Origin of the sequence: Vogesella sp. XCS3 (assembly GCF_020616155.1) — a bacterium.
In the GTDB taxonomy this organism is placed as follows: Bacteria; Pseudomonadota; Gammaproteobacteria; order Burkholderiales; family Chromobacteriaceae; genus Vogesella.
On sequence record NZ_CP085530.1, the window covers coordinates 279853 to 304803 of the forward strand.

The 24951-nt window shown below is 63.0% G+C and carries 21 protein-coding genes and 1 pseudogene; 5 read left to right on the top strand and 17 right to left on the bottom strand.

The genetic code is table 11. The features are described from left to right. Positions 1-28: 28 nt before the first annotated feature. The 7 genes from LCH97_RS01400 to LCH97_RS01430 form a co-directional block, all read right to left on the bottom strand. Positions 29-1783, bottom strand: coding sequence for a DEAD/DEAH box helicase (locus LCH97_RS01400; protein ID WP_227303024.1), 1755 nt, complete (start codon positions 1781-1783; stop codon positions 29-31). Between the two features lie 243 nt (positions 1784-2026). Beyond that, positions 2027-2914 (bottom strand): 3-hydroxyisobutyrate dehydrogenase, encoded by an 888-nt coding sequence (gene mmsB / locus LCH97_RS01405; protein WP_227303025.1) that lies wholly within the window; start codon positions 2912-2914, stop codon positions 2027-2029. 22 nt (positions 2915-2936) lie between these two features. Beyond that, positions 2937-4058 (bottom strand): enoyl-CoA hydratase/isomerase family protein, encoded by a 1122-nt coding sequence (locus tag LCH97_RS01410; RefSeq protein WP_227303026.1) that lies wholly within the window; start codon positions 4056-4058, stop codon positions 2937-2939. 124 nt (positions 4059-4182) lie between these two features. Further along, positions 4183-4962 (bottom strand): enoyl-CoA hydratase, encoded by a 780-nt coding sequence (locus LCH97_RS01415; protein ID WP_227303027.1) that lies wholly within the window; start codon positions 4960-4962, stop codon positions 4183-4185. 459 nt (positions 4963-5421) lie between these two features. Beyond that, positions 5422-6582 carry an acyl-CoA dehydrogenase family protein gene (locus LCH97_RS01420; RefSeq protein ID WP_227303028.1) on the bottom strand — a complete coding sequence of 387 codons (1161 nt, stop codon included), beginning with the start codon at positions 6580-6582 and terminating at the stop codon, positions 5422-5424. Between the two features lie 118 nt (positions 6583-6700). Next, on the bottom strand, positions 6701-8200 hold the full coding sequence (locus LCH97_RS01425) for a CoA-acylating methylmalonate-semialdehyde dehydrogenase (RefSeq protein WP_227303029.1): 1500 nt from the start codon (positions 8198-8200) through the stop codon (positions 6701-6703). A 254-nt stretch (positions 8201-8454) separates the two neighbouring features. Next, positions 8455-9303: a 3-hydroxybutyryl-CoA dehydrogenase gene (locus LCH97_RS01430; RefSeq protein ID WP_227303030.1), complete on the bottom strand. Its 849-nt coding sequence runs from the start codon at positions 9301-9303 to the stop codon at positions 8455-8457. Between the two features lie 197 nt (positions 9304-9500). Here LCH97_RS01430 and LCH97_RS01435 point away from each other — a divergent pair, with 197 nt between their 5' ends. Continuing rightward, positions 9501-9905, top strand: a complete 405-nt coding sequence (locus LCH97_RS01435) for a MerR family DNA-binding transcriptional regulator (protein WP_227303031.1) — start codon at positions 9501-9503, stop codon at positions 9903-9905. Between the two features lie 94 nt (positions 9906-9999). Here the strand turns inward: LCH97_RS01435 and LCH97_RS01440 are convergent. Further along, positions 10000-10313: pseudogene (locus LCH97_RS01440) on the bottom strand (isochorismate lyase). Positions 10314-10337: 24 nt separating this feature from the next. Continuing rightward, positions 10338-10742 (bottom strand): VOC family protein, encoded by a 405-nt coding sequence (locus LCH97_RS01445; protein WP_227303033.1) that lies wholly within the window; start codon positions 10740-10742, stop codon positions 10338-10340. Positions 10743-10922: 180 nt separating this feature from the next. On the opposite strand from LCH97_RS01445, the gene LCH97_RS01450 reads away from it, so the two are divergent. Together LCH97_RS01450 and LCH97_RS01455 are read left to right on the top strand one after the other, a co-directional pair. Beyond that, positions 10923-12107, top strand: coding sequence for an acetyl-CoA C-acyltransferase (locus LCH97_RS01450; protein ID WP_227303034.1), 1185 nt, complete (start codon positions 10923-10925; stop codon positions 12105-12107). Positions 12108-12295: 188 nt separating this feature from the next. Then, the gene (locus tag LCH97_RS01455) at positions 12296-13438 is read left to right on the top strand and encodes an acyl-CoA dehydrogenase family protein (protein WP_227303035.1); all 1143 of its coding nucleotides are present in this window, start codon (positions 12296-12298) and stop codon (positions 13436-13438) included. An 88-nt stretch (positions 13439-13526) separates the two neighbouring features. On the opposite strand, the gene dsbD is transcribed toward LCH97_RS01455, so the two are convergent. Further along, a complete protein-coding gene (gene dsbD / locus LCH97_RS01460) occupies positions 13527-15359 on the bottom strand; it encodes a protein-disulfide reductase DsbD (protein WP_227303036.1) in 1833 nt (610 codons plus the stop codon). 69 nt (positions 15360-15428) lie between these two features. Between dsbD and LCH97_RS01465 the strand changes: the two genes are divergently transcribed. Beyond that, positions 15429-16220, top strand: a complete 792-nt coding sequence (locus tag LCH97_RS01465; protein ID WP_227303037.1) for an alpha/beta fold hydrolase — start codon at positions 15429-15431, stop codon at positions 16218-16220. A 15-nt stretch (positions 16221-16235) separates the two neighbouring features. On the opposite strand, the gene folE2 is transcribed toward LCH97_RS01465, so the two are convergent. The 6 genes from folE2 to LCH97_RS01495 form a co-directional block, all read right to left on the bottom strand. Continuing rightward, a complete protein-coding gene (folE2, locus tag LCH97_RS01470; RefSeq protein ID WP_227303038.1) occupies positions 16236-17033 on the bottom strand; it encodes a GTP cyclohydrolase FolE2 in 798 nt (265 codons plus the stop codon). A gap of 128 nt (positions 17034-17161) precedes the next feature. Beyond that, the gene (locus LCH97_RS01475) at positions 17162-18454 is read right to left on the bottom strand and encodes an MgtC/SapB family protein (RefSeq protein ID WP_227303039.1); all 1293 of its coding nucleotides are present in this window, start codon (positions 18452-18454) and stop codon (positions 17162-17164) included. 74 nt (positions 18455-18528) lie between these two features. Next, positions 18529-20382 carry a 1-deoxy-D-xylulose-5-phosphate synthase gene (gene dxs / locus LCH97_RS01480; protein WP_227303040.1) on the bottom strand — a complete coding sequence of 618 codons (1854 nt, stop codon included), beginning with the start codon at positions 20380-20382 and terminating at the stop codon, positions 18529-18531. A 19-nt stretch (positions 20383-20401) separates the two neighbouring features. After that, the gene (locus LCH97_RS01485) at positions 20402-21298 is read right to left on the bottom strand and encodes a polyprenyl synthetase family protein (protein ID WP_227303041.1); all 897 of its coding nucleotides are present in this window, start codon (positions 21296-21298) and stop codon (positions 20402-20404) included. Further along, complete coding sequence (locus LCH97_RS01490) at positions 21288-21521, bottom strand: exodeoxyribonuclease VII small subunit (RefSeq protein WP_144373043.1); 234 nt, start codon at positions 21519-21521, stop codon at positions 21288-21290. The genes LCH97_RS01485 and LCH97_RS01490 overlap by 11 nt, the downstream gene beginning before the upstream one ends. Positions 21522-21710: 189 nt before the next feature. Then, positions 21711-22682 carry a TerC family protein gene (locus tag LCH97_RS01495; RefSeq protein WP_227303042.1) on the bottom strand — a complete coding sequence of 324 codons (972 nt, stop codon included), beginning with the start codon at positions 22680-22682 and terminating at the stop codon, positions 21711-21713. Positions 22683-22827: 145 nt separating this feature from the next. Here LCH97_RS01495 and LCH97_RS01500 point away from each other — a divergent pair, with 145 nt between their 5' ends. Continuing rightward, a complete protein-coding gene (locus LCH97_RS01500; RefSeq protein ID WP_227303043.1) occupies positions 22828-23661 on the top strand; it encodes an SDR family NAD(P)-dependent oxidoreductase in 834 nt (277 codons plus the stop codon). Between the two features lie 62 nt (positions 23662-23723). On the opposite strand, the gene LCH97_RS01505 is transcribed toward LCH97_RS01500, so the two are convergent. Then, on the bottom strand, positions 23724-24947 hold the full coding sequence (locus LCH97_RS01505) for a response regulator (protein ID WP_227303044.1): 1224 nt from the start codon (positions 24945-24947) through the stop codon (positions 23724-23726). Between the last annotated feature and the right edge of the window lie 4 nt (positions 24948-24951).

Here is a 24951-nt window from a genome sequence, read left to right on the forward strand (position 1 = left end):
AGCTAGGCTGGCATGGCTATATAGCGGATCAGGGCTTGCGCTTGGGCGCGCTGAACAGCGCAGCCTGCTGCTGGCGCGGCTTGCCGCCTTGGCCCTGGCGTGCACCACCTTGACCTTGGCCACGTGGTTGTTGCTGCATGCCGGCGTTTTGCTGGCGTGGTGGCTTGCGGCCGGTGAGCGTACCCATGCTCAGCTCGTGCATGGTCAGCGTAGGCTGGCGTGGGCCGTCGTCGTGGAAGAAGTTACCGTTCGGCTCGCCTTGCGGTTTGCGGGGTTTCTCCTGGCGCGGCTGGCGTGGCTTGTCACCGGCGGCTCTGGGCTGTTGCTGGTTGTCGCTGCGTGGCTTGCCGCCGTTGTTGTTGCGGCGGGCCTCGCCGTTCTGGCCGCCCTGCTTGCGTGCACCCTGCGCGGCTTGTTCGCCGGCCGGTTTGGCCGCGCGTGGTGCGCGTTTTTCCTGCGCTTCGCCGCCTTCACGCTGGGCCGGTTTGGCCTGGCGCGGTTTGCCACCCTGGCCCTGGCGACCGCCCTGGCCGCCGCGGCGGTTGTTACCGCTGCTGCCACCTTTTGGCGTGCTGGTCGGGGTGAGTGCGCCGTGAATATAGCGACCCAGGCCGATTTCGATAGCTTGTGGCTCGGCATTCGGGTCGGCTTCAAAGCCCGGGATGGTGAAACGCTCGACGGTTTGCTTGGTCAGCTTCTCGATATCGCGCAGGAAGCCCAGCTCGTCTACGCATACCAGCGAAATGGCTTCGCCCACGCAGCCGGCACGGCCGGTACGGCCAATGCGGTGTACGTAGTCTTCCGGCACATTGGGCAGCTCGTAGTTCACCACGTGCGGCAGCTCTTCGATATCCAGGCCGCGGGCGGCGATATCGGTAGCCACCAGTACCGGCAGGCTGCCGTCCTTGAAGCCGGCCAGCGCCTTGGTGCGCGCACCCTGGCTCTTGTTGCCGTGGATGGCCATGCTGGCGATGCCGGCTTTTTCCAGCTTCTCGGCCAGGCGGTTGGCGCCGTGCTTGGTGCGGGTGAACACCAGTACCTGGTGCCAGTCACCGCCTTTGATCATGCTGATCAGCAGCTCGGTTTTACGGTCGCGGTCTACCAGGTGCACCTTTTGGGTGATCTGGGCGTTGGTCTGGTTCGGGCGTGCTACTTCTACCAGCTTGGGCTGGTTCAGCAGCTTGTCGGCCAGGGTCTTGATCTCGTTGGAGAAGGTGGCGGAGAACAGCAGGTTCTGGCGTTGCTGCGGCAGCAGGGCCAGTACTTTCTTGATGTCGTGGATAAAGCCCATGTCCAGCATGCGGTCGGCTTCGTCCAGTACCAGGATTTCTACGCCGGACAAATCGACGGTTTTCTGGCCGGCGTGGTCCAGCAGGCGGCCCGGTGTGGCTACCAGGATATCTACCGGCTTGCGCAGCGCGGCAATCTGCGGGTTGATACCCACGCCACCGAACATCACCATGGATTTCAGCGGCAGGTATTTGCCGTACTCGCGTACGGATTCTTCAACCTGAGCCGCCAGTTCACGGGTAGGGGTCAGCACCAGCGCGCGCGGGCGGCCTTTCTGTTTGGCCGGGGCGTCCATCAGGCGGTGCAGCAGCGGCAGGGTGAAACCGGCGGTTTTACCGGTACCGGTCTGGGCTGCGGCCAGCAGGTCGCCACCCAGCAATACCTGGGGAATGGCTTGCGCCTGAATCGGGGTGGGGGTGGTGTAACCGGTGTCGGCCACGGCGCGCAGTAGCGGCTCGGCCAGACCCAGTGCAGCAAAAGTCAGTTCGGACATTTATTGTGCAATCAGGATGTCTGCCCATTGCAATGACAATACCAATCCGGGCGGACAAAACATTAGTTCATGGAGTGGGCCGGCAGGCTGCCTGGCCAGAGAGATAGTCGCGTTGATTGGTGGGGACGCGAAGCCGTAAGTTTACATTGAATAGCGTAACTGTGTTGGTAAACCGGCTGTATTTATAGAAAATATCCGCAATGCAAGCCGCGCCGCCGCCAGGCAGCGTGGCTTGCGGCCGGATTAGTGCTGCTGGAAATGCTGCACGATGCTGGAGAAGTCCAGCTTGCCGTTGCCGGCGGCCACGTGCTGCTCAAACAGCTGTTGCGCTTGGCTGCCCATGGGGTTGGCCGCCTGGCTTTGGCTGGCGGTTTCGCTAGCCAGGCGCAGGTCTTTCAGCATCAGCTCGCTCATGAAGCCGCCGCTATAGCCACGGCTGGCGGGGGCGCTGTCCATCACGCCGGGCCACGGGTTGTAGCGGTCCAATACCCAGTTGCTGCCAGAACTGTTGCCCATGATCTGCGACAGCACGGCCGGGTCCAGCCCGTTTTGCACGCCCAGCGCCAGCGCTTCGGCGGTGCCGGCCATCAGGATGCCCAGCAGCATGTTGTTGCACACCTTGGCGGTCTGGCCGGCACCGGCAGCGCCGGCATGGAACAGGTTCTTGCCCATGCTGGCCAGCAGTGGCCGTGCGGCTTCTACGTTGGCCGCATCGCCGCCGATCATGAAGGTGAGGGTGCCGGCAGCGGCGCCGGCGGTGCCGCCGGATACCGGCGCGTCCAGAAAGCGCAGCCCGGTGCTGGCGGCAGCCTCGGCTACGCCACGCGCAGTATGGGCGGCGATGGTGCTGCAGTCGATCACCAGCGTGCCGGCTGGCAGGCGGGCAAACAGGCCGTCTGCGCCCAGGTACAGGCTTTCTACGTGCTGGCCGGCGGGCAGCATCGATACCACGACTTCGGCGCCGTCCACGGCCTGCTGTACGCTGTCGGCAGGGCGGCCACCGGCGTCGGCGAACTGTTCCAGCGCGGTGGCGGACAAGTCGAAACCATTTACGGTGTAGCCCGCTTTCACCAGGTTGGCCGCCATCGGGCCGCCCATATTGCCCAGGCCGATAAATGCGATATGCGTCATGTTCTGTCCTTGCTTGGGGGGATCAGGCTAGCGCGGCCAGCGGGTGGTCGGCGGCGCGCCAGGGTTGGGTAAAGTAGCCGGCTACGGTGTGGCTGTCCACGTCGGCTAGTGTAGGCCGCGCCCATTTGGGCTGGCGGTCTTTGTCTACCAGCAGCGCCCGTACGCCTTCGCGGAACTCCGGCCCGGCGCAGAAGTTCAGCGATAGTGCCAGCTCCATGCGGAACACCTCGGCCAGCGACAGGTGGCGTGCGCGGCGGAAGATCTCCCAGGTGACGGCGGCGCTGGTGGGGCAGCCGGCCAGGTAGGTTTTGGCGGCGGCAGCCAGCCACGGGTCTTCGAAGGTGGTGTGGCGCAGCGCGTGGTCGATGGCGTGCAGCGAGCCTTTGTTCATCAGCGTATGGATGGTGGGCAGATTGCGTTGCAGCGCGCTGTCGGCAACGGTGTCGACGTTCAGGTTTTCCAGCTCGCCCAGCAGGGCGGTGAGGCGGGCATGGTTGGCCGCAGGGTCAGCCTGCCAGTGGCTGGCGGCCATCGCGGCCAACAGCGTGTCCCAGCCACCTTGCGGCAGGATGTGGTCGGCCAGGTTGGCCAGCAGGGCGTCGCGGGCGTTCAGCGGGGCGCCGGTCAGGCCCAGAAACAGGCCGCTCTTGGCCGGCATGCGCTGCAGGAACCAGCTGCCGGCCACGTCCGGGTACAGGCCGATGGTAATTTCCGGCATGGCGATACGGGTGCTGGCCGTGGCTACGCGGTGGCTAGCGCCGGCCATCAGCCCCAGGCCGCCACCCATGACGATGCCGCTACCCCATACCAGCAGCGGTTTGCGATAGGTGTGGATGCGGTAGTCCAGCGCGTATTCGCGGGTGAAGAAGTCTTCGGCTACCGGGTTGGGGTAGCAGTTGTCTGCCAGTAGTGCATCGCGCAGCGCCCGCACGTCGCCGCCCGCGCAGAAGGCTTTGTCACCCGCGCCGCGCAGCAGTACGGCGGCAATGCCGTCGTCGGCGTCCCAGATTGACAGCCGCGCGTCCAGCAGGCGGATCATGTCGAGGTTCAGCGCGTTGAGCGCCTTGTCGGCGTTCAGCGTGGCCACGCCCAGGCGCATGCCGGCGGTGGTGGCGATTTCGTCAAACAGCACAAGCTCGTTCATGGGGTTCTTTCTTTTTTTGCCACGGAAGGCACGGACAAACACGGACTGGCTGCAGGATCGGCATGCAGGCGGGCCTGTCAGGGTTTATTTCCGTGCATTTCGTGTATTCAGTGGCGAAAAGGGTTTAACGGTTTTTCCACACCGGCGCGCGTTTTTCCAGGAAGGCATTCACGCCTTCGCGCTGGTCTTCGCTATCGAACAGCTGGACGAACAGCTCGCGCTCGTGGATCAGGTTGGCCGCAGGCGGCGCGTAGCGGGCGCGCTGCACCAGCGTCTTGCAGGCGCTGACGGCCACCGGCGACTGGCGGCCAACCTTGTCGGCCAGCGCCAGTGCCGCGTCGCGCGCGGCCCCTTTGGCCACCACTTCTTCTACCAGGCCGATGCGCAGCGCGGTGGCGGCGTCCACCCGCTCGCCGCACAGGATCATGCGTTTGGCCCAGCCTTCGCCCACCAGCCACGGCAGGTTCTGCGTACCGCCGGCGCACGGCAGCAGGCCGACGGCGGCTTCCGGCAGCGCCATCTGCGCCTGCTCTTCGGCAATGCGGATGTCGCAGGCCAGCGCGCACTCCAGCCCGCCGCCCATGGCGTAGCCGTTGATGGCGGCAATGCTCACGCCACGGAAGCCGGATAGCGCCTCGAACGCCGCGCCGAAGGCCATGGCGGCGCTGGCGGCGTGGCCTTTGTTGCCGTCGGCAAACTGCCTGAGGTCGGCGCCGGCACTGAAGAATTTCTCCCCCTTACCCGTGATCACCAGTGCGTAGATGCTGCGGTCGGCGTTCAGGTCGGCCACCAGCTGCTGCAAGGCCTGCAGGCTGTCCAGCGTCCAGGTGTTGGCCGGCGCGTTGGCGATGGTGACCAGCGCGGTGTGGCCGATCTTTTCCACGTTGAGGTTGGTGTAGTTCATGGTGTGGTTTCCTGATTGTTTTGTCGATTCGCTAGCTAAGTAACATCTGATTGTTGGCCACGAACCCCACGAAAAAACACGAAAGGATTCGCTGTGGCTAAGTAAAAGTGCGTTTTTGTTTTTTGCCACGGAATACACCGAAGGCACGGAAAAGGCGGGCCGCTGTTGTGTGATCTGCTCGGCTTGCCATCGTTTTTTCGTGCCATTCGTGTGTTTTCGTGGCCAATCTGTTTTTGCCTTCAACCTTGGTACGGCATCTGATTGTTGGCCACGAACCCCACGAAAAAACACGAAAGGATTCGCTGTGGCTAAGTAAAAGTGCATTTTCTCTTTTGCCACGGAATACACCGAAGGCACGGAAAAGGCGGGCCGCTGTTGTGTGATCTGCCCGGCTTGCCCTCGTTTTTTCGTGCCTTTCGTGTGTTTTTGTGGCCAATCTGTTTTTGTCTTTAGTCCTCGCTAGCGCAGGCTGTCCAGCGCGCCGTCTTGTAACAGGCGGCGGGCGGTGATGACGCGCATGATTTCGTTGGTGCCTTCCAGTATCTGGTGCACGCGGTTGTCGCGCACATAGCGTTCCAGCGGGTACTCCTTGATATAGCCATAACCGCCAAACAGTTGCAGCGCCTCGTTGGCTACCTTGAAGCCGGTGTCGGTGGCCAGGCGCTTGGCCATGGCGCAGTAGGTGGTGGCGTCCGGGCTGCCGTTATCCAGCTGCCAGGCGGCCAGGCGCACCATCTGGCGCGCGGCAATCAGCTCGCAGGCCATGTCGGCGAGGCGGAACTGCACGCTTTGTAGTTCGGCCAGCGGCTGGCCGAACTGCTGCCGTTCCTGCACGTAGCGGGTGGCGGCTTCCAGCGCGGCCTGGGCGGTGCCTACCGAGCAGGTGGCGATGTTGATGCGGCCGCCGTCCAGCCCCTTCATGGCAAAGGTGAAGCCCTGGCCTTCCTGCCCCAGCAGGTTGGCCGCCGGTACCCGTACGTTATCGAAGGTGATGGTGCGCGTGGGCTGGCTGTTCCAGCCCATTTTCTTTTCTTTCTTGCCGTACTGGATGCCGGGCAGGTCGGCCGGTACCACCAGCGCCGAAATGCCTTTGGCGCCCGGCCCGCCGGTGCGCGCCATCACTACCAGCACGTCGGTGCTGCCCGCGCCGCTGATGAAGGCCTTGCTGCCGTTCAGCACGTAGTATTCGCCGTCGCGTTCGGCGCGGGTTCGCAGGTTGGCCGCATCGGAGCCGGCGCCCGGCTCGGTAAGGCAGTAGCTGCCAAACTTGTGCCCGGCGGCCAGCGCCGGTACCCATTCTGCCGCCACGTCGGGGCGGGCAAAGCTGCCTATCATCCAGCTCACCATATTGTGGATGGTGAGGTAGGCGGTGGTGCTGGTGCAGCCGGCAGCCAAGGCCTCGAAGATGATGGCGGCGTCCAGCCGCGGCAGGCCCAGGCCGCCGTATTCGGTAGGGGTGTACAGGCCGCAGAAGCCCATGTCGCCGGCGCGGCGCAGCACGTCCAGCGGGAAGATTTCCTGTTCGTCCCAGTGTGCGGCGTGCGGTGCCAGCTCGCAGCGGGCAAACTCGCGGGCGCTGTCCTGAAAGGCCAGCTGTTCGTCGCTGAGTGCAAAGTCCATACAGAATCCTTTGTCGAGTAGGCCGGGTGAGGGTAGGTACACCCGGCCTTTGGCCACGAAGCGCACGTCAGGCAAAACGGTTCTTGTGCGTTGTCGTGCGTGTCGTGGCTACGCAGGCTTATTTCAGCGAGATGGTGGTTTGTACCTTGCCGCTGCTGGCGTCGTCGTCAAACCAGCGGCTGGTAACGGTCTTGGTCTGGGTATAGAACAGCACCACTTGCTTGCCGTACGGGCCCAGGTCGCCCAGCTTGGACGCGCGCGAGCCGGTAAAACTGAACAGCGGCACCGGCACCGGAATCGGCACGTTGACGCCCACCTGGCCCACGTCGATGTCTTCCTGGAAGCGGCGGGCGGCGGCGCCGCTCTGGGTAAAGATGGCGGTGCCGTTACCGTTGGGGTTGGCGTTGATCAGCTCGATGGCCTCGTCCAGCGTGTCGGCGGCCATCAGGCACAGTACCGGGCCGAAGATCTCTTGCTCGTAGATGCTCATGCCGGGCTGTACACCACTAAAGATGGTGGGGCCCACAAAGTTGCCTGCCGGGTAGCCGGCCACGCTGACATCGCGGCCATCCAGTGCCAGGGTGGCGCCGTCGGCCACGCCGCGTTCGATCAGGCCGTGGATGCGCTCGCGCGCAGCGCAGCTGATTACCGGGCCTAGGTCCGGGTTGTCGATGCCGGCGCCCACGCGCAGGCTTTGTGCCTTGGCCACCAGGTCCGGCAGCCACTGCTGTGCTTCGCCCACCAGAATGGCCACGCTCAGCGCCATGCAGCGCTGGCCGGCGGCGCCAAAGGCGGCACCGGTGAGCTGGTTCAGCGCTTGTTCCTTGTTTGCGTCGGGCATGACTACCGCGTGGTTTTTGGCACCCATCATGCATTGCACGCGTTTGCCGGCCAGGCTGGCACGGTTGTACACGTGGGTGCCCACGCGGGTGGAGCCGACAAAGCTGATGGCCTTGATGTCGGGGTGATCGCACAGCGCGTTCACCACGTCCGGCCCGCCATGCACCACATTCAGCACGCCTGCCGGTACGCCGGCCTGCAGCGCCAGCTCCACCAGCCGCATGGTGACCAGCGGGTCTTGCTCGGATGGCTTCAGCACGAAGGTGTTGCCGGTAGCGATGGCCATGGGGAACATCCACAGCGGAATCATGGCCGGGAAGTTGAACGGGGTAATGCCGGCGCACACGCCCAGCGGCTGCATCACGGTGTAGGTGTCCACGCCGCCGGCCACGTTTTCGGCGTACTCGCCCAGCTGCAGGGTGCCGATGTTGGCCGCATGCTCCACCACCTCCAGCCCGCGGAAGATGTCGCCCTCGGCGTCGGCCAGCGTTTTGCCCTGTTCGGCGGTGAGCAGGGCGGCCAGCTCTTTCATGTGCTCGCGGATCAGCTGCTGTAGCTTCAGGAAGATGCGGGCGCGGGTGCCGATGGGGGTTTTCTTCCAGTGCTTGAACGCGGCCTTGCCGGCTGTAATGGCGGCAGCTACCTCGTCGGCGGTGGCCATCGGCACGCGCGCCAGCGCCTCTTGAGTGGCCGGGTTCACGACCTCACGCCATTCGGTAGTACGCGACTCGACAAATTCGCCGCCGATCAGCAGCTTGACGGTGGGCAGGTGCGACATGGTGTTCTCCTGTGTGGCCGTGTGGGCACGGTTTTAGTGTTCGTTAACGTAAACGTCAATTGAGCATCAAATTAAAGCAAGTGCTTGGTTTTTTCCATCCTGCATGTTGGCCGCACGCGGAAAACACTGTTCTTGTGGCGGTAGTGGTACAGCCGGGGGCGTACTGCAATCGATTGCTCGCCCGGCTTTGATGCGTGGTTACTGCCTGGTGGCAAGGGTGGGGGCGGGCTATGCCGCCCCAGGTGGTTTTCTGCTTAATACGCGTAAAAGCCCTTGCCGCTCTTGCGCCCCAGTTGGCCGGCCGCCACCAGCTGCACCAGTAGCGGGCAGGCGCGGTACTTGGAGTCGCGGAACTCGCGGTACAGGATGTCCATGATGGACAGGCAGGTATCCAGGCCGATCAGGTCGGCCAGCGCCAGCGGGCCGATGGGGTGGTTCATGCCCAGCTTCATTACGGTGTCGATGTCTTCGGCGCTGGCCAGGTTTTCATACAGCACAAAGGCGGCCTCGTTGATCATTGGCATCAGTACACGGTTGGACACAAAGCCGGCGCCGTCTTTTACGGTGACTGGCGTCTTGCCCAGTTCCAGGCTTAGGGCGTGGATGCGGGCGTGGGTGTCGTCGCTGGTTTGCAGGGCGCGGATGATTTCCACCAGCTGCATCACCGGTACCGGGTTCATGAAGTGCATGCCAATCACGCGCTCCGGCTTTTTCACCCACGAGGCGATGGTGGTCAGCGAGATGGACGAGGTATTGGACGCCAGAATGGTGTCGGCGGGTACCGCGTCGGCCAGTTGGCGGAAAATCTGTTCCTTGGTTTGCGCGTTTTCGGTGGCGGCTTCTACCACCAGCTCGCAGCCGGCCAGTTCGGCAAGCTGGGTGCTGCCGCGGATGCGCGACAGTACTGATACCGCCTCGTTGTCGTTGAATACGCCTTTTTTTACCAGCCGGCTGAGGCTGCTGCTGATGGCGGCCAGGCCACGGTCCAGCGCGGCTTGCGATACGTCTGTCAGGATGACGTTAAAGCCTGCCTGGGCAAAAACCTGGGCAATACCGTTACCCATGGTGCCGGCGCCTACCACGCCTACGATGCGGGATGTCATTGCTTGCTCTCCTTGCGGTGTTGCCAATCTGGCGATAAGTTTCAGTTTACGTTAACGTAAACATGTTGACCATGACAAGCAAGCCATGTTTCGGTTTGTTGCGGTGGCTAGCCGGCGGGGTGCTGGCTTGGCGCTGCCGTATTACAATACTGCAACGCTTCATTGGCTATTCCGCCCGTATATCATCAGGAGACGACGTGACTGCAGCAGCAGACCGCACATTCAGTATTTCCGAGTTGGCGCAGGAGTTCGACGTCACTACACGCGCTATCCGCTTTTACGAGTCGGAAGGGCTGCTCACCCCGGAGCGCCAGGGCCAGCGCCGCATCTATTCGCGCCGCGACCGCGTGCGGCTGATGCTGACGCTACGCGGCAAGCGCATCGGCTTGTCGCTGCTGGAAATCCGCGAGCTGTTCGAGCTGTACGATGCGGCCAACAACGACGAGCCGCAGCTCACGAAATTTGTCGATATCCTCACTCGCCGCGAACAGCAGCTGACGCAGCAGATGCAGGATATCCAGCTGGTGTTGCGCGAAATCGGCCAATTGAAGGCGCAGTGCGAGCACTGGATGGAAAAGCGTAGCGGCGGGCTGCCGGAATAAGCCCGCCTGTTTTTGTCGGGCCGGCATGTCAAAAGCCGCAGCGTCTGCTGCGGCTTTTTTACGGTGACAGCCATGGAGCCATGGCTGTTGATGGTCAGCTTTGCTGCTGTTGCCAGTGCTGCATTTCTTGCTCGATAAAGTGATTGACCAGGTCTGAAAACAAGCGTTCGATGGCGTCCGCATTCAGGCCTTCCTGTTCGGCCCACTGTCGACGCTGTGCCAGCATGGCGGCAAAGCGTTCGGGGCGCGTACAGCGGTGGCGGATGTCTTGAACTTGGCCGCTGCCAGAACGTATTGGTAGCGTTGGCCGATAAGGTGAACCACCGCCCGGTCAAGCAAGTCGATTTCGGCGCGGATGTCATCCATATTGCTGCATTGTTCGGGCCTGAGCTTGTTGTCGATTTGCATGCTTTCCCCCTTGCGGCTTTCTGTTTATACGGCTTGATCTTCCGCCTCGTGGCACGCCACGCACAGCTTGTTGCCGTCCGGGTCGCGAAAGTAGGCGCCGTAGTAATGCGGGTGGTAGTGCGGCCGCAGGCCGGGGGCGCCTTCGCAGCGGCCGCCGTGCGCCAGCGCAGCCTGGTGGGCGGCGTCTACCTGGCTGCGAGTGGCCGCCAGCAGGGCGATGGTCTGGCCGTTGCCCGGGGTGGCAGCCTTGCCGTCCAGCGGCTTACCGATCAGTAGCAGCGGGCGCGGGCCGGGTTCGCTTTGCCAGCCTGCCCACGGGCGGGACGGGTCGCAAAAGCGTTCGCGAATGCCCAGCGCCTGCATCAGCGGGCGATAGAAGGCGAGGGCGCGGTCGAAGTCATTGATGCCGATGCAGATATGCGAAAACATGCGGTCTCCTGTATGGCTGGGCGGGTGGGCTGTCTGGCCGGGTGTAGGGTGGTGCGGCCAACTCAGGTCATGATGATGCCATTCATGCTGCGGTGTCTACGCCACAGCGCGCCGTGTCGGGCTTGAAATGACTGCCTTGTTTACGTTAACGTAAACGTTATACAACCGGAGGCGTGAATCATGCACAAGGAAGCGATCGTAATTGTCGGTATGGCCCGTACGGCCATGGGTGGGTTTCAGGGCATGTTTGCCAGCCAGAGCGCCAGCGACCTGGGTGCGGTAGCCATTCGCGCTGCGGTAGAGCGTGCCGGCATTGCCCCCGATACCGTAGAAGAGGTAATCATGGGCTGCGTACTGCCTGCCGGGCAGGGCCAGGCGCCAGCGCGCCAGGCGGCCATCAAGGGCGGGCTGCCACTGGGGGCGGGTGCCACCACCATCAACAAGATGTGCGGCTCCGGCATGAAGGCGCTGATGCTGGCCAATGACCTGTTGAAAGCCGGTGCGGTCAACGTCATGGTGGCCGGTGGCATGGAAAGCATGAGCAATGCCCCGTATGTGATCCCGAAAGCGCGTGGTGGCCTGCGCCTGGGTCACGGCGAGATCAAGGACCATATGTTCCTCGATGGCCTGGAAGACGCCTACGACAAAGGCAAGCTGATGGGTGTGTTTGCCGAGGCTTGTGCTGACAAATACGACTTTAGCCGCGCCGCGCAGGACGAGTACGCCATTACTTCGCTGACCCGCGCGCAGCAGGCTATTACCAGCGGTGCCTTTGCCGGCGAGATTGCGCCTGTCACCATTAGTGGCCGCAAGGGCGACGAGGTCGTGAGCGTGGACGAGCAGCCGCTGAAGGCCAACCTGGACAAGATCCCCACGCTGAAACCGGCTTTCCGCAAGGACGGCACCGTGACACCGGCCAACGCCAGCTCCATTTCCGACGGTGCCGCCGCGCTGGTGCTGATGCGTGAAAGCGATGCGCTGGCGCAGGGCCTGACCCCGCTGGCGCGTATTGTTGGCCACAGCACCCACGCGCATGAGCCGGCGTGGTTCTCTACCGCCCCGGTGGGTGCCATGCAGAAGCTGTTTGCCAAAACCGGCTGGACGGCGGACGACGTAGACCTGTTCGAGATCAACGAAGCCTTTGCCGTGGTGACCATGGCTGCCATGCACGACCTGGGTCTGCCGCACGCAAAAGTCAACGTCAACGGCGGTGCCTGCGCGCTGGGCCACCCGATTGGCGCCTCTGGCGCCCGCATCGTGGTATCGCTGATCGCAGCGCTGCAGGCGCGCGGCGGCAAGCGCGGCGTGGCCAGCCTGTGTATCGGCGGCGGCGAAGCCACCGCCTTGGCGGTAGAGCTGGTTTAACTAGGCGCTGGCCACGGAAGACACGTTAGGCTTTTTTAGCCATGCAATTGACGGAATATGCCGAAGCGGTGGCGTTTGCGTTGGCTTTTCGTCTGTGGTTTTCGTGTTTTTCGTGGCAAACGGGCTTGGCCTTGGCCCGCAAAGGCAGGCTTGGCCGCTATCAGGCATAGATAAGCAAAGGAATCAGCATGTTGCTGACAACAGAACAAGAACAGGTTGTGGACGCGGTACGCCGCTTTGTGGCAAGCGAGGTGGCGCCGCATGCGGCAGCGTGGGACCGTGAGCATACCTTTCCGCGCCAGGCGCTGAGCGGCCTGGGCGAGCTGGGCTGCTTTGGCCTGACCGTGTCGCCAGACTGGGACGGCGCCGGCTTCGATTACCTGACGCTGGCGGCGGTCATCGAAGAAATCGCCGCCGGTGACGGCGCGCTGTCCACCATTATCTCGGTGATCAACTCGGTGGGCTGCGGCCCGATCGAGCGCTTTGGCAACGACTGGCAGAAAGACACCTTTCTGCGCCGCATCGCCCGTGGCGAGTGGGTGTCGGCGTTCTGCCTGACCGAGCCGGACGCAGGGTCTGATGCGGCCAACCTGCGCAGCCGTGCCGTGCGCGACGGCGACGATTACGTCCTCAACGGTGTGAAGCAGTTCATCACCAATGGCAAGCACGCCGACGTCGCCATCGTGTTTGCGGTGACTGACCCGGTAGCCGGCAAGAAGGGTATCAGCGCCTTTCTGGTGCCCACCGCTACGCCAGGCTACACCGTGGCCAAAGTGGAAGACAAAATGGGCCAGCACGCGTCCGATACCTGCCAGATCGTGTTCGATAACGTGCGGGTGCCGGCCAGCCACCGTTTGGGGGCGGAAGGCGAGGGCTACAAGATCGCGCTGGCCAATCTGGAATCCGGCCGCATCGGCATTGCTGCGCAGTGCCTGGGCATGGCGCGGGCAGCGCTGGAGTTTGCCACCCGCTACGCCACCGAGCGCCACACCTTTGGCCAGCCCATCATCCGCCACCAGGCGGTGGGTTTCCGTCTGGCCGAGGCGGCGGCACGGCTGGAGGCGGCCCGCCAGCTGGTGTGGCACGCCGCCGCGCTGAAAGACGCCGGCAAGCCCTGCCTGAAGGAGTCCAGCATGGCCAAGCTGATGGCCTCGGAAATGGCCGAGGCGGTGTGCTCGGCAGCCATCCAGACGCTGGGCGGCTACGGCTACCTGAGCGACTACCCGGTGGAGCGCATCTACCGCGACGTGCGCGTGGCGCAGATTTACGAAGGCACGTCGGACGTGCAGAAGCTGGTGATTGCGCGGGCGCTGGAAGACGCGTTGCGCTAAGCCCCGCGCGGGCGGCCGGGGTTGGCCGCAGGCAGCAGCAAGGGCCGGTGCACGCACCGGCCCTTGTGTCGTTCAGCCCCGGCTACGCTCAGCGGCCAACCTTGTCTAGTGAGGCGGCAAAGTCGCCAGCGTCCTGGTAGCCGATGACTTTGTGCACCAGCTCGCCCTTCGCACTGTACAGCATGATGCCAGGCGGGCCGTACAGGCCAAAACGCTGCAGTAGCGCCTGGTGCTCGGCGTTGTTGGCGGTGACGTCGGCCTGCAGCAGGCGCAGCTTGCCCATGCGGGCGGCAATAGCCGGGTCGCGGAAGGTGGTTTCTTCCATCTCGATGCAGCTCACACACCAGTCGGCGTAGAAGTCCAGCAGTACCGGCTGGCCGGCGGCTTTGGCCTGCGCCAGCGCAGCGTCCAGCTCGGCGCTATTGGCAATGCGCTGGAACGCCGGCTTGGCAGCCAGCTGGCCTTGCCAGATACCGGCCAGCGGCAAGCGTGGTGATGGCGCGCCGGTGGCGGCTCCCACGATTTGTAGCAGCCCGGCCAGCGCCAGCGCGGCAGCGATCAGGCGCACCAGCCAGCGCCCGGCGCCGCGAGGTGTCGGCCGTTGCCGGCTCAGCAGCAGCGACCACGCGCTGCCCAGCGCCAGCGCGGCCCACAGCAGCATGGTCAGCCATACCGGCAGGAAGGGACCGGCCATCCAGATGGCCACGCCCAGCATTACCACGCCGAAGGTGTATTTCACCTGCTGCATCCAGGCGCCGGCGCGCGGCAGGATGTGGCCGCCAAAGGTGCCCACCAGCAGCAGCGGCAGGCCCAGGCCCATTGCCATGGCGTACAGCGCGGCACCACCCAGCACTGCGTCGCCGGTCTGGCCGATGTAGCCCAGCGCCAGCGCCAGTGGTGGCGCCACGCACGGGCCTACCAAGAGTGCCGACAAGGCGCCCATGGTAAACACGCTGGCCAGGCGGCCGCCGCCCAGCTTATTGCTCTGGTTGGCCAGCCGGCTTTGCAGCGCCGACGGCAGCTGGATGGTAATCAGGTCGAACATGCCCAGCGCAAAAACCACCATCAGCGCGCTGGCCGCCAGAATCACCACCGGCTGCTGTAGCCAGACGGTGAGCAGGCTGCCGGTTTTGCCTGCCACAACGCCGACGGCAGTGTAGGTAAGTGCCAGACCCTGCACGTAGGCCAGGGTCAGCACAAAGCCGCGTGTCTTGTTAAGGCGGCTACCCTGGCCGGCCACCATGCTGGAAACAATCGGCAGCAGCGGGTACATGCAGGCGGTAAACGCCATGCCGATACCGGCCAGCAGGAAGGTGAGCAGTGTGCCCAGCCATTGCTGGCGGCTGAGCGTTGGCGCGTTCTCGTCTGAGGTGGCGGCCGGGCTGAGCCAGTCTGCCAGCCGGCCGTCGCCAGGCTTCAGCTTGTGGGTGTAGGGCGGGTAGCACAGGCCGGCGTCGGCACAGCCCTGTATGGTGGCGAGCAGTGTGAAGTTATCTGGCAGGGCGGCCGCCGTGATCGGCACGGTAAAGGTCACACGCTGGTGGTATACCTGTTGCAAGCCAAAGTACGGGTCCTGTTTGGTCTCGCCGGTGGGCAGCTGTGGCGTACCCAGCAGGCCGGCCGGTTCGCTGACAATACGGGTGCGGTCGCGGTACAGGTAGTAGCCTGGTGCAATGTTCACGTGTACCAGCAGCTGCTGGCCTTGTTGCTCCAGCCGGGCGGCAAAGGCTTTTTCGGGGGGGAGCAGGTCGTTCGGGTCCAGTGCGCTGGCCGGCAGGGCGGCAAACAGCAACAGCAAGGGGAACAGCCAGTGAAACAGACGCGACAATGCGGGCATGATGGGCATGGGCAGGCAAGTAAACAAGGGGTAGACCACACCGGTAAGGCGGTGTTCCAGCGGGCTGCAGCTTATCACAGCCACCGTGGTCGCGTGGCGATTGGCATTTAAACGAGTGTTTGCTTATGCTAATGTCGCGTCAGAGGAGAACCTATGGATAAGACCATTCACTTTGCCCACGCCAACAGCTTTCCGGCGCCCATCTATCGCCAGCTGCACGAGGTATGGCAGCAGGCTGGTTACGAGGTGGGCTTTTTGCCGTGCAGCGGCCACGACCCGCGCTACCCGGTAAGCGATGGTTGGCCGCAGCTGGTGGACGAAATGGTCAGCCATATGCGTGCCTGCTATCGCGGCCCGGTACACGGGGTAGGGCATTCGCTGGGGGGCATTTTGCTGTTTTTATCCGCTATTCGCGCCCCCGAGCTGTTTCGCAGCGTGGTGTTGCTGGATTCGCCGCTGCTGTCGCCGCAGCGCGCTTTCGGTATCTGGCTGGCCAAGCGGCTGGGCTTCATCCAGAACGTGACCCCTGGCGGTACCGGCACGCTGAAACGGCGCGATAACTGGGCCAGTGTCGCGTCGGTATACGACTACTTTGCGCGCAAAGCGGCGTTTGCGCGTTGGGCGCCCGAGGTGCTGCACGACTACGCCGAACTGGGCACCGAAGACAATGGGCAGGGCGGCCGTCGTTTGCTGTTCCGCCCACAGGTGGAGCACGACATCTACGGTACGCTGCCGCATCACTACTGGCAGCTGCGCGGCCAACTACAAGTGCTCATGCACTATGTAGCTGGCGAGGGCAGTGATGTGACCCGGCCGTCCGACCTGGCTTTCATGCAGAAGTACTTTGGCGCCCGCATCCACTGGCACCACGGTAGCCATTTGTTCCCGATGGAGCAGCCACAGGACACAGCCGCGTTCGTGCTCAATCTATTGCAGCCGGGCTGACCGCGCAGGACAGTTTCAGCTGGCCAGCAGGTCGCGGCTGTCGATGCGGGCGTAGGCCGAGTGGTTGTGGATGGACTCGAAGTTTTCCGACGACACCACAAAGTGGCGCACGCCGGCCACGCCTTGCAGCGCGGCCGCCACGTCGCGCACCAGGTCTTCCACGAATTTGGGGTTGTCGTAGGCCTGCTCGGTCACCACTTTTTCGTCACTGCGTTTTAGCAGGCCGTACAGCTGGCACGATGCCTGCGCTTCGGCCAGCGCAATCAGCGTTTCTGCGCTCAGGCTATTGTCGGCTTCCGCTTCGATAACAATATGCGAGCGCTGGTTGTGCGCGCCATAGCGCGAAATCTGCTTGGAGCACGGGCACAGGCTGGTTACCGGCACCGTTACCTGCAGCCGGTAGCGGTATTCGCCTTGCGCTACGCTGCCGTCCAGGCATACCTGATAGTCCAGCAGGCTCACCACGCCCGATGCGGGGGCGGTTTTATGCAAAAAGTAGGGGAAGCTCAGGCAGATGCGCGCACCGTCGCTTTCCAGCCGTGTTGCCGTGGCGCGCACCAGCGCCTCGAAGCCCCCGGCGTCCAGCGGTACTTGCTGCTCGTGCATCAGCGCCACAAAGCGCGACATGTGGGTGCCTTTTTGCGTGGCGGGCAGCGCCACGGTGAGCTGGCAGTCGGCAATGGTGTGCTGTACGCCGCCGTCTTGCTGGCGGATGGCCAGCGGGTGGCGCAGGCCTTTGATGCCTACTTCGCGTATGGGGATGCGGCGCAGGTCGGGGTGGTTTTGTACGTCGGGGATGCTTGTCGGGTTCATGCCGGGCTTTGATATGAAATGTTACGGTATAACATATTGCCATCAATAGTCGCCTTCGGTAAACAGGCAAGAAAAAGCCCGCCGTGCGGAGCAGGGCGGGCGAGATGTCGTGGCGTATTGCAGAAAGGCTAGCTTGCGGCCAACCATAGCCCCAGCAGCATGCCCAGCATGGACATGCCCAGCGCCGGCGCGCAGGCACGCGCCAGCGCGCGGCCGCCAATGCTGGCGATCAGCCCGAACTTGAACACGGTATTGCTGAACACCGCCAGCGCCATGGTCACCAATAGCGGCGTGGTGGCCAGCTGTTGCTGGCCAAACAGCTCCAGCGCAGTGAGGCTGATGGCGTCTACATCGTTCAGGCCGGACACCAGTGCCACCACGTACAGGCCGCTTTCGCCAAACAGGTCGCGCAGCCAGGCCGAGCACAGCATGACCACGGCAAACATGGCGGCAAAGCCCAGTGCGATGCTGAGTTTGGCCGGGTTTTTCAGGGTGAGCTCGGGGGCATTTTCTTGCGGTGTTTGCCGTTTGCCCAGGATAAACAAGGTGGCCAGCCCGGCCAGTAGCGCGGGTAGCATCATGCTGGCTACGCTGCGTGCGCTGGCGGGGGCGATGGCCAGTGCCAGCAGGCTGAGGCGTACGAACAGCACCATATTGGCCAGCAGGATCACCCGCGTTGCCAGCCGCAGCGAGCCGGGGTTGGCCGCTGCCTCGCGCGCGTACACCAGGCTGGTGGCGGTGGTGGACACCAGGCCGCCCAGAATGCCCAGCACCGGCGCGCCCACGCGCTCGCCCAATATCTTCACTGCCAGGTAGCCGGCCAGGCCCACACCCACGATCAGCACCACCAGCAGCCAGATGCGGTGCGGGTTGAAGGCCAGATAGGGGCCAAAGCCCTGGTTGGGCAGGATGGGCAGGATGATGAAGGTCAGTGCGGCAAACTGCAGCAGCGATAGCAGGTCTTGCCGCTCCAGCTGGTTGGAAAAATTGGACAGCTCCGGCTTCAGGTACAGCAAGCCGGTGGTGATGATACCCAGCGCAATCGCCAGCTCGGTATTACCCAGCCCCACCATCAGCCCCAGCGTATACGCGACCAGTAGCGCAATCACCGAGGTGGTGCGCGGCTCGGGGCCGGCGCCTTCGTTGCCGCCGTTGCCCAGCGGCAAGAAGCCCAGCATGGCCACCGCCAGCAGCCCGGCCGGCATCAGCCACGGCAGCGTGGTTTGTGCGGCCAACATGGCCAGCATGGTGCCCAGCAGGCTCACCAGCGGGAAGGTACGGATGCCGGCCAGCACGCGGCGCTTGCGTTCGCGCTCCACGCCGATCAGCAGGCCGATGCCCAGGCTGGACAGCAGCATGGGCAGCGCGGCGTAGGGTGTGTTGGCCAGGTGCAGCCAGTGGTGTACGTCCAGGCTTGTCATGGTTTTATCCTGTAGACGATAGGCAAGAAAAAGGCCTGCAGCACGGGGCGGCAGGCCTGTCGGGTGGTGGCAGGCTAGTGTGCGGCCAACCTGGTGGCAATGCTGTGCTGGATGCCGGCGGCGTCCAGACCGCAGTCGCTCAGTAATACAGCCGGGTCCCCATGTTCAACATAGTCATCCGGCAGGCCCAAGTGCAACATCGGCACGCTGATACCGGCGGCAGCCAGTATCTCGGCACAGCCGCTGCCAGCACCGCCCATGATGGCGTTTTCTTCAACCGTTACCAGCAGGCTGTGGCTGGCTGCGAGTTCGCGGATCAGCGCTTCGTCCAGCGGCTTCACAAAGCGCATGTCGGCCACGGCCGCATCCAGCGCTTCGGCGGCGGCCAGTGCCGGCTGCACCATGCTGCCAAACGCCAGTATGGCTACCTTGCCCGCGCCCTGGCGGCGCAGCACGCCCTTGCCTACTGGCAGCGCGGTCATGGTTTGCTCGATGGTGGCGCCCGGCCCGGTGCCGCGCGGGTAGCGTACGGCGGTAGGGCTGTCCAGGCTGAAGGCGGTGTACAGCAGCTGGCGGCACTCGTTTTCGTCCGACGGCGCCATCACCGTCATATTGGGGATGCAGCGCAGATAGGACAGGTCGAAGGAGCCGGCGTGCGTCGGGCCGTCGGCGCCCACCAGGCCGGCGCGGTCGATGGCGAACACCACCGGCAGGTTTTGCAGCGCCACGTCGTGGATCAGCTGGTCGTAACCGCGTTGCAGGAAGGTGGAGTAGATCGCTACCACGGGCTTCAGACCGTCACAGGCCATGCCGGCGGCAAAGGTTACCGCGTGTTGCTCGGCGATGGCCACGTCGAAGTAGCGGTCCGGGTGCTCTTTTTCAAAGCGCACCAGGCCGGAACCCTCGCGCATGGCCGGGGTAATGCCCACCAGGCGTTTGTCCAGCTTGGCCATGTCGCAGATCCAGTCACCGAAAATCTGCGTGTACTGCGGCTTGCCACCGCCTTTGCTGCCGGCCAGGCCACAGGCCGGGTCGAACTTGGTCACGCCGTGGTATTTCACCGGGTCGTTTTCGGCCAGCTTGTAGCCCTGGCCTTTCTTGGTGACGATGTGCAGGAACTGCGGCCCTTTCAGGCTCTTGATGTTCTTGAGCGTGTCGACCAGCACGTCCAGGTCGTGGCCATCGATCGGGCCGATATAGTTGAAGCCGAACTCCTCAAACAGCGTGCCGGGGGTAAAGAAGCCCTTCACGTGTTCTTCCATCTTGCTGGCGATATCGCGCAGTGGCGGCGCAATACCCAGCACTTTGTTGCTGCCTTCTTTTACCGCGGCGTAGAAACGCCCGCTCATCAGCTTGGCCAGGTAGTTGTTCAGCGCGCCTACATTGGGCGAGATCGACATATCGTTATCGTTGAGGATCACCAGGAGGTCGGTGTCCATCGCGCCGGCGTTGTTCAGCGCCTCGAAGGCCTGGCCGGCGGTCATCGAGCCGTCGCCGATGATGGCAATGCTCTTGCGCGGAATATTCTGCAGTTTGGCGGCTACCGCCATGCCCAGCGCGGCGCCGATAGACGTGGACGAGTGGCCCACGCCGAAGGTGTCGTACTCGGACTCGTCACGCTTGGGGAAGCCCGCCAGGCCGCCTTTCTGGCGCATGGTGTGCATCTGTTCGCGGCGACCGGTGAGGATCTTGTGCGGGTAGGTCTGGTGGCCTACGTCCCACACCAGACGGTCGTCCGGCGTATTGAATACGTAATGCAGGGCGATGGTCAGCTCGATGCTGCCCAGGTTGGAGGCAAAGTGGCCGCCGGTTTTGCTAACCGAGCTCACCAGGAAGTCGCGCAGCTCGCGGGCCAGCTGTGGCAGCTTACTGCGGTCCAGGGTTCTGAGGTCGGCCGGACTCTGTATGGTGTCGAGCAGTGTAGTCATGATATTGCTTTTGTTATGGTCAGAACGAGCGTGCCACGATGTAGTCGGCCAGCTGTTTCAGGCGGTCGGCACGGTCGCCAAACGGCGTCAGCGCGGCCAGCGCGTCGTCGTACAGGTCGCGGGCAAACTGTTTTGCCTCGCCCAGGCCCATCAGGCTCACATAAGTAGGCTTGTCGTTGGCCGCATCCTTGCCGGCGGTTTTGCCCAGCGTGGCGGTGTCGGCTTCGCAGTCCAGTACGTCGTCTACCACCTGGAAGGCCAGACCCATGCGCTTGGCAAAGTGGTCCAGCCCGGTTTCTTCCGCTTCGGTCAAAGCTTGGCCGCAGTATGCGCCCAATAGTACGGCGGCGCGAATCAGCGCACCGGTTTTCAGCATGTGCATGAATTCCAGCTCGGGCTGGTTCAGTGCGGTGCCCACGCTGGACAAGTCAATAGCCTGGCCACCCGCCATGCCGGCGTGGCCGCTGGCGTGGGCCAGCAGTTTCACCATGGCCAGCTGGCGCGTAGCGTCTACACCCGGTAGCGGGCTGGCCATCACGTCGAAGGCCAGTGTTTGCAGGGCGTCGCCTACCAGCAGGGCGGTGGCTTCGTCGTACTGCACGTGGCAGGTGGGTTTGCCACGGCGCAGCACGTCGTCGTCCATGCACGGCATGTCGTCGTGCACCAGCGAGTAGGCGTGGATCATCTCCACTGCGCAGGCTACGCGGGCTACGTTGGCCGCATCGGCGCCGGTGAGCTCGCCGGCGGCAAAAGCCAGCAGCGGGCGTACGCGTTTGCCGCCTTGCAGCGTGCTGTAGCGCATGGCTTCGTGCAGCATGTGCGGGGCACGGGCCGGGTTGGGCAGCAATGCCTCCAGCGTGCTTTCCACGGTTTGCTGGGTATGGGTCATCCAGCCGGTAAAGGTGTTATTGGCCATCGGTGAGGTCCAGCGGCTTGAGTTCGTCGTTTTCCAGCACGCGCAGCTGTTGTTCGGCGTCTGCCAGCTTGCCTTGGCAGAACTTGATCAGTTCTATGCCCTGCTTGTACGACGTCAGGGCGGTATCCAGCGGCAAGTCGCCGCCTTCCATCGCCTGGATGATGTCCTCCAGCTGCGCCAGCGCGCTTTCGAAACTGGCTTGGGCTTTGGCGGTTTTGGCCATGGCGCGTGTCCTTCTGCATCTATAACGGTTGGCCGCCATTGTAGGGGTTTTCCGCTGCGCAACAAAGCGGCAACAAAACCGTCGGCATGGCAGCGGTGCAGGTGCCGCAGACAAGACAAACCCCCTTTGGCGGGCAGAAGGGGGTTTGCAAGGCGGCCTGCCGCCAGGCAGCAGGCCGGATGGGTACGCTTAAGCGGCTTTTTTCGGGAACATCAGCGAGGCCACAACCGAGCCAATGATCACCACGAACACCACGCCCAGCGAGATGGCCACCGGGATGTGCACGAACTTCAGGATCAGCAGTTTCACCCCGATGAACGACAGCACGATAGCCAGGCCATAGCGCAGCAGGTGGAAACGGTCTGCCACGTCGGCCAGCAGGAAGAACATGGCGCGCAAGCCCAGGATGGCGAAGATATTGGACGTCAGCACAATGAACGGGTCCATGGTGACGGCAAAGATCGCCGGGATGCTGTCTACCGCAAACACCACGTCCGACAGCTCGACAAACACCAGTACCAGGAACATCGGCGTGGCGTAGCGCATGCCGTTTTTCACGACAAAGAACGCCTCGCCGTGGTAATCGTCGGTCATGCGGATATGCTTGCGCAGGAACTTCAGCAAACCGTTATTGGCCAGGTCTTCTTTTTCCTCTTTTTCCGGCAGCATCATTTTCAGGCCGGTAAACAGCAGGAAAGCACCGAACACGTACAGGATCCAGCTGAACTCTTTCACCAGCGCCGCGCCCAGGAACACCATGACGGTACGCAGGATGATGGCACCGAATACACCGTACAGCAGCACGCGGCGCTGGTATTCGGCAGGTACCTTGAAGAAGGCAAAGATCATCAGGAACACAAAGATGTTGTCTACCGCCAGCGATTTTTCAATCACGTAGCCGGTAAAGAACTCCAGTGCTTTCTGCTTGGCAACGACCTCGCCGTAGGCGGGGTCGTTGGCCAGTGTCCACCACAGCCAGCCGCCAAAGGCGCAGGCTACGGCTACCCATACAGCCGACCAGCCGGCTGCTTCCTTGATGGACACTTTGTGCGAGCCGCTTTGCTTGAGCGCTACCATGTCGATGACGATCATGATCAGTACGGCCACGAAGAACACCGTATAGAAGAAAGGCGATCCGATAGAGGGGAGGGCCTGTTCCATTATGTTGAATACTCCTTGAGTGAAGGCTGTGGTGAGGTTTTGTTATTATCTGCCGGTTTTGTTAGTAAACGTACCGCCCGGCGCGATGTACATATTGTTACATATGCGCCAGTTTGACAGGCATGTCTTTTAACTGGTTCAACCGATGACACAAAAAAACATCCTGATTACCGGCTGCTCCAGCGGCATAGGCCTGGACGTGGCGCGCGGCCTGCAGATGCAGGGCTGGCGTGTGTTTGCCACCGCCCGCAGTGCCGAAGACGTCGCCGCTTTGCAAGCGCAGGGTTTTATCGATGCCCTGCAACTTAATGTAGACGATAGCCACAGCATACGCACGGCGCTGGATGAAGTTCTGCAGCGCAGCGGCGGCACGCTGCACGCCCTGTTCAACAATGCCGGCTACGGCCAGCCCGGTGCAGTAGAAGATATCAGCCGCCAGGCCATGCGCCAGCAGTTTGAAACCAATCTGTTTGGTGCCTGGGAGCTGATGAACGCCGTGTTGCCGGTGATGCGCCGCCAGGGCCATGGCCGCATCCTGTTCAATAGCTCGGTGCTGGGCTTTGCCGCCATGAAATACCGTGGTGCCTACAACGCCAGCAAGTACGCCATGGAAGGCCTGTGCGACACGCTGCGGCTGGAGCTGGCCGGCAGCGGTATTTTTGTCAGCCTGATCGAGCCGGGCCCCATCGAAAGCCGCTTTCGCCCCAATGCCTTGCAAAAATTCCTGCAAAACGTGGATATCCAGGGCAGCGTGCACCGCGACAGCTACGAAAAACAGCTGCAGCGCCTGAAGAAAGAAGGCCACGCCGCGCCGTTTACCTTGCCAGGTACGGCCGTGCTGGCCAAAGTGGAGCAAGCCTTGGCCGCCGCGCACCCGGCGGCGCGCTACCGCGTGACCACGCCCACTCACGTATTCTGGTACCTCAAACGCCTGCTGCCCACGCGCTGGCTGGACTGGGTGTTGAACAAGGCGGCCTAACAGGCTGTATTGACCCATGAAAAAACCCGCACACTGGCGGGTTTTTTTACGACTGTACTGGCTTAGCCGGTGCATACCTGGTTGCGGCCACGGCTCTTGGCCATATACAGGCGCTCGTCGGCCAGCTTCAGCAGGGCGCTGACATCCGGCAGGCCGGCGGCCACGCCAATGCTCAGCGTAAACTGCAAATCACCCTGGCTGGTGGGGAATACCGCGTCGGCTACGCTGGCGCGGAAGGCTTCCATCGCTGCCAGCATGTCCTGTTCGCTGCGGGCCTGCGCCAGAATGACAAACTCCTCGCCGCCAAAGCGGGCAATGTGCTTGCCGGGGAACTGGGCGCGCAGCAGGTCGGCCACCAGTTTTAGCGCCAGGTCGCCGATATCGTGGCCAAAGCGGTCGTTGATGTGCTTGAAGTGGTCGATATCGACCATGGCCACGCCAAACGGCTGGGTCTGCTTCAGTACGTTTTCAAAGAAATAACGGCGGTTCGGCAGGCCGGTCAGCGGGTCTTCGTGTGCTGCCCGCGACAGTGCGCGCAAGTTTTCCACAAATTCCACGTTACGTGTCACGCGGCAAAAAAACTCTTCGTGATTGAATGGCTTGTTCAGGTAATCGTCCGCGCCGGCCTTGATGAAGCGGGCAGTCATGGCCGGGTCCTGGCTGGCGGAAATGCCGATAATGGCCAGCTCTTCGTGGCTGCGAAAACGGCGGATCTCGCTGACCATGGTTACCCCGTTTTTGCCCGGCATGTCGTGGTCGGACAGCACCAGGCGGATGGTCGGGTCGTCGCGCAGCATGCGCAGCGCGGTATCGGCTTCCGGTGCTTCCAGCACCTCGTACAGGTGGCGGCGCAGCAGCTGGCGCAGGTAGCTGCGGATGGTTACCGAGTCGTCCACTACCAGCACCCGTATGCCGGGGTTGTGGTGGATGCGGCGTATCATCTTGATGGTGTATTCGAACGCAGCCGGCGTGTCTTTGGGCACGTAGTCCACCACCGCCTGCAGCAATACCTTTTCGCGCGTTTCCATATCGCTGCGCGCTGTCAGCACGATAGTCGGGATTTTCCTGGCCAGTACAATCGGCAGGGTTTCGCCATCGGGGGCATCTGGCAGGCAATAGTCCAGCACGCAAGCCATGAAACTGTGCTCGCCTTGGGCCAGAATGGTTTCCACTTCCCGCAGGGTAGTGGCGCACACCACAGAAAAGCCGTCGTTTTCGATGATGCGCTGCATGGTGCGCAAGACAGAGGTGTTGTCCTCTACCAGTAAAATCTTGTTGCTGGACATGGTG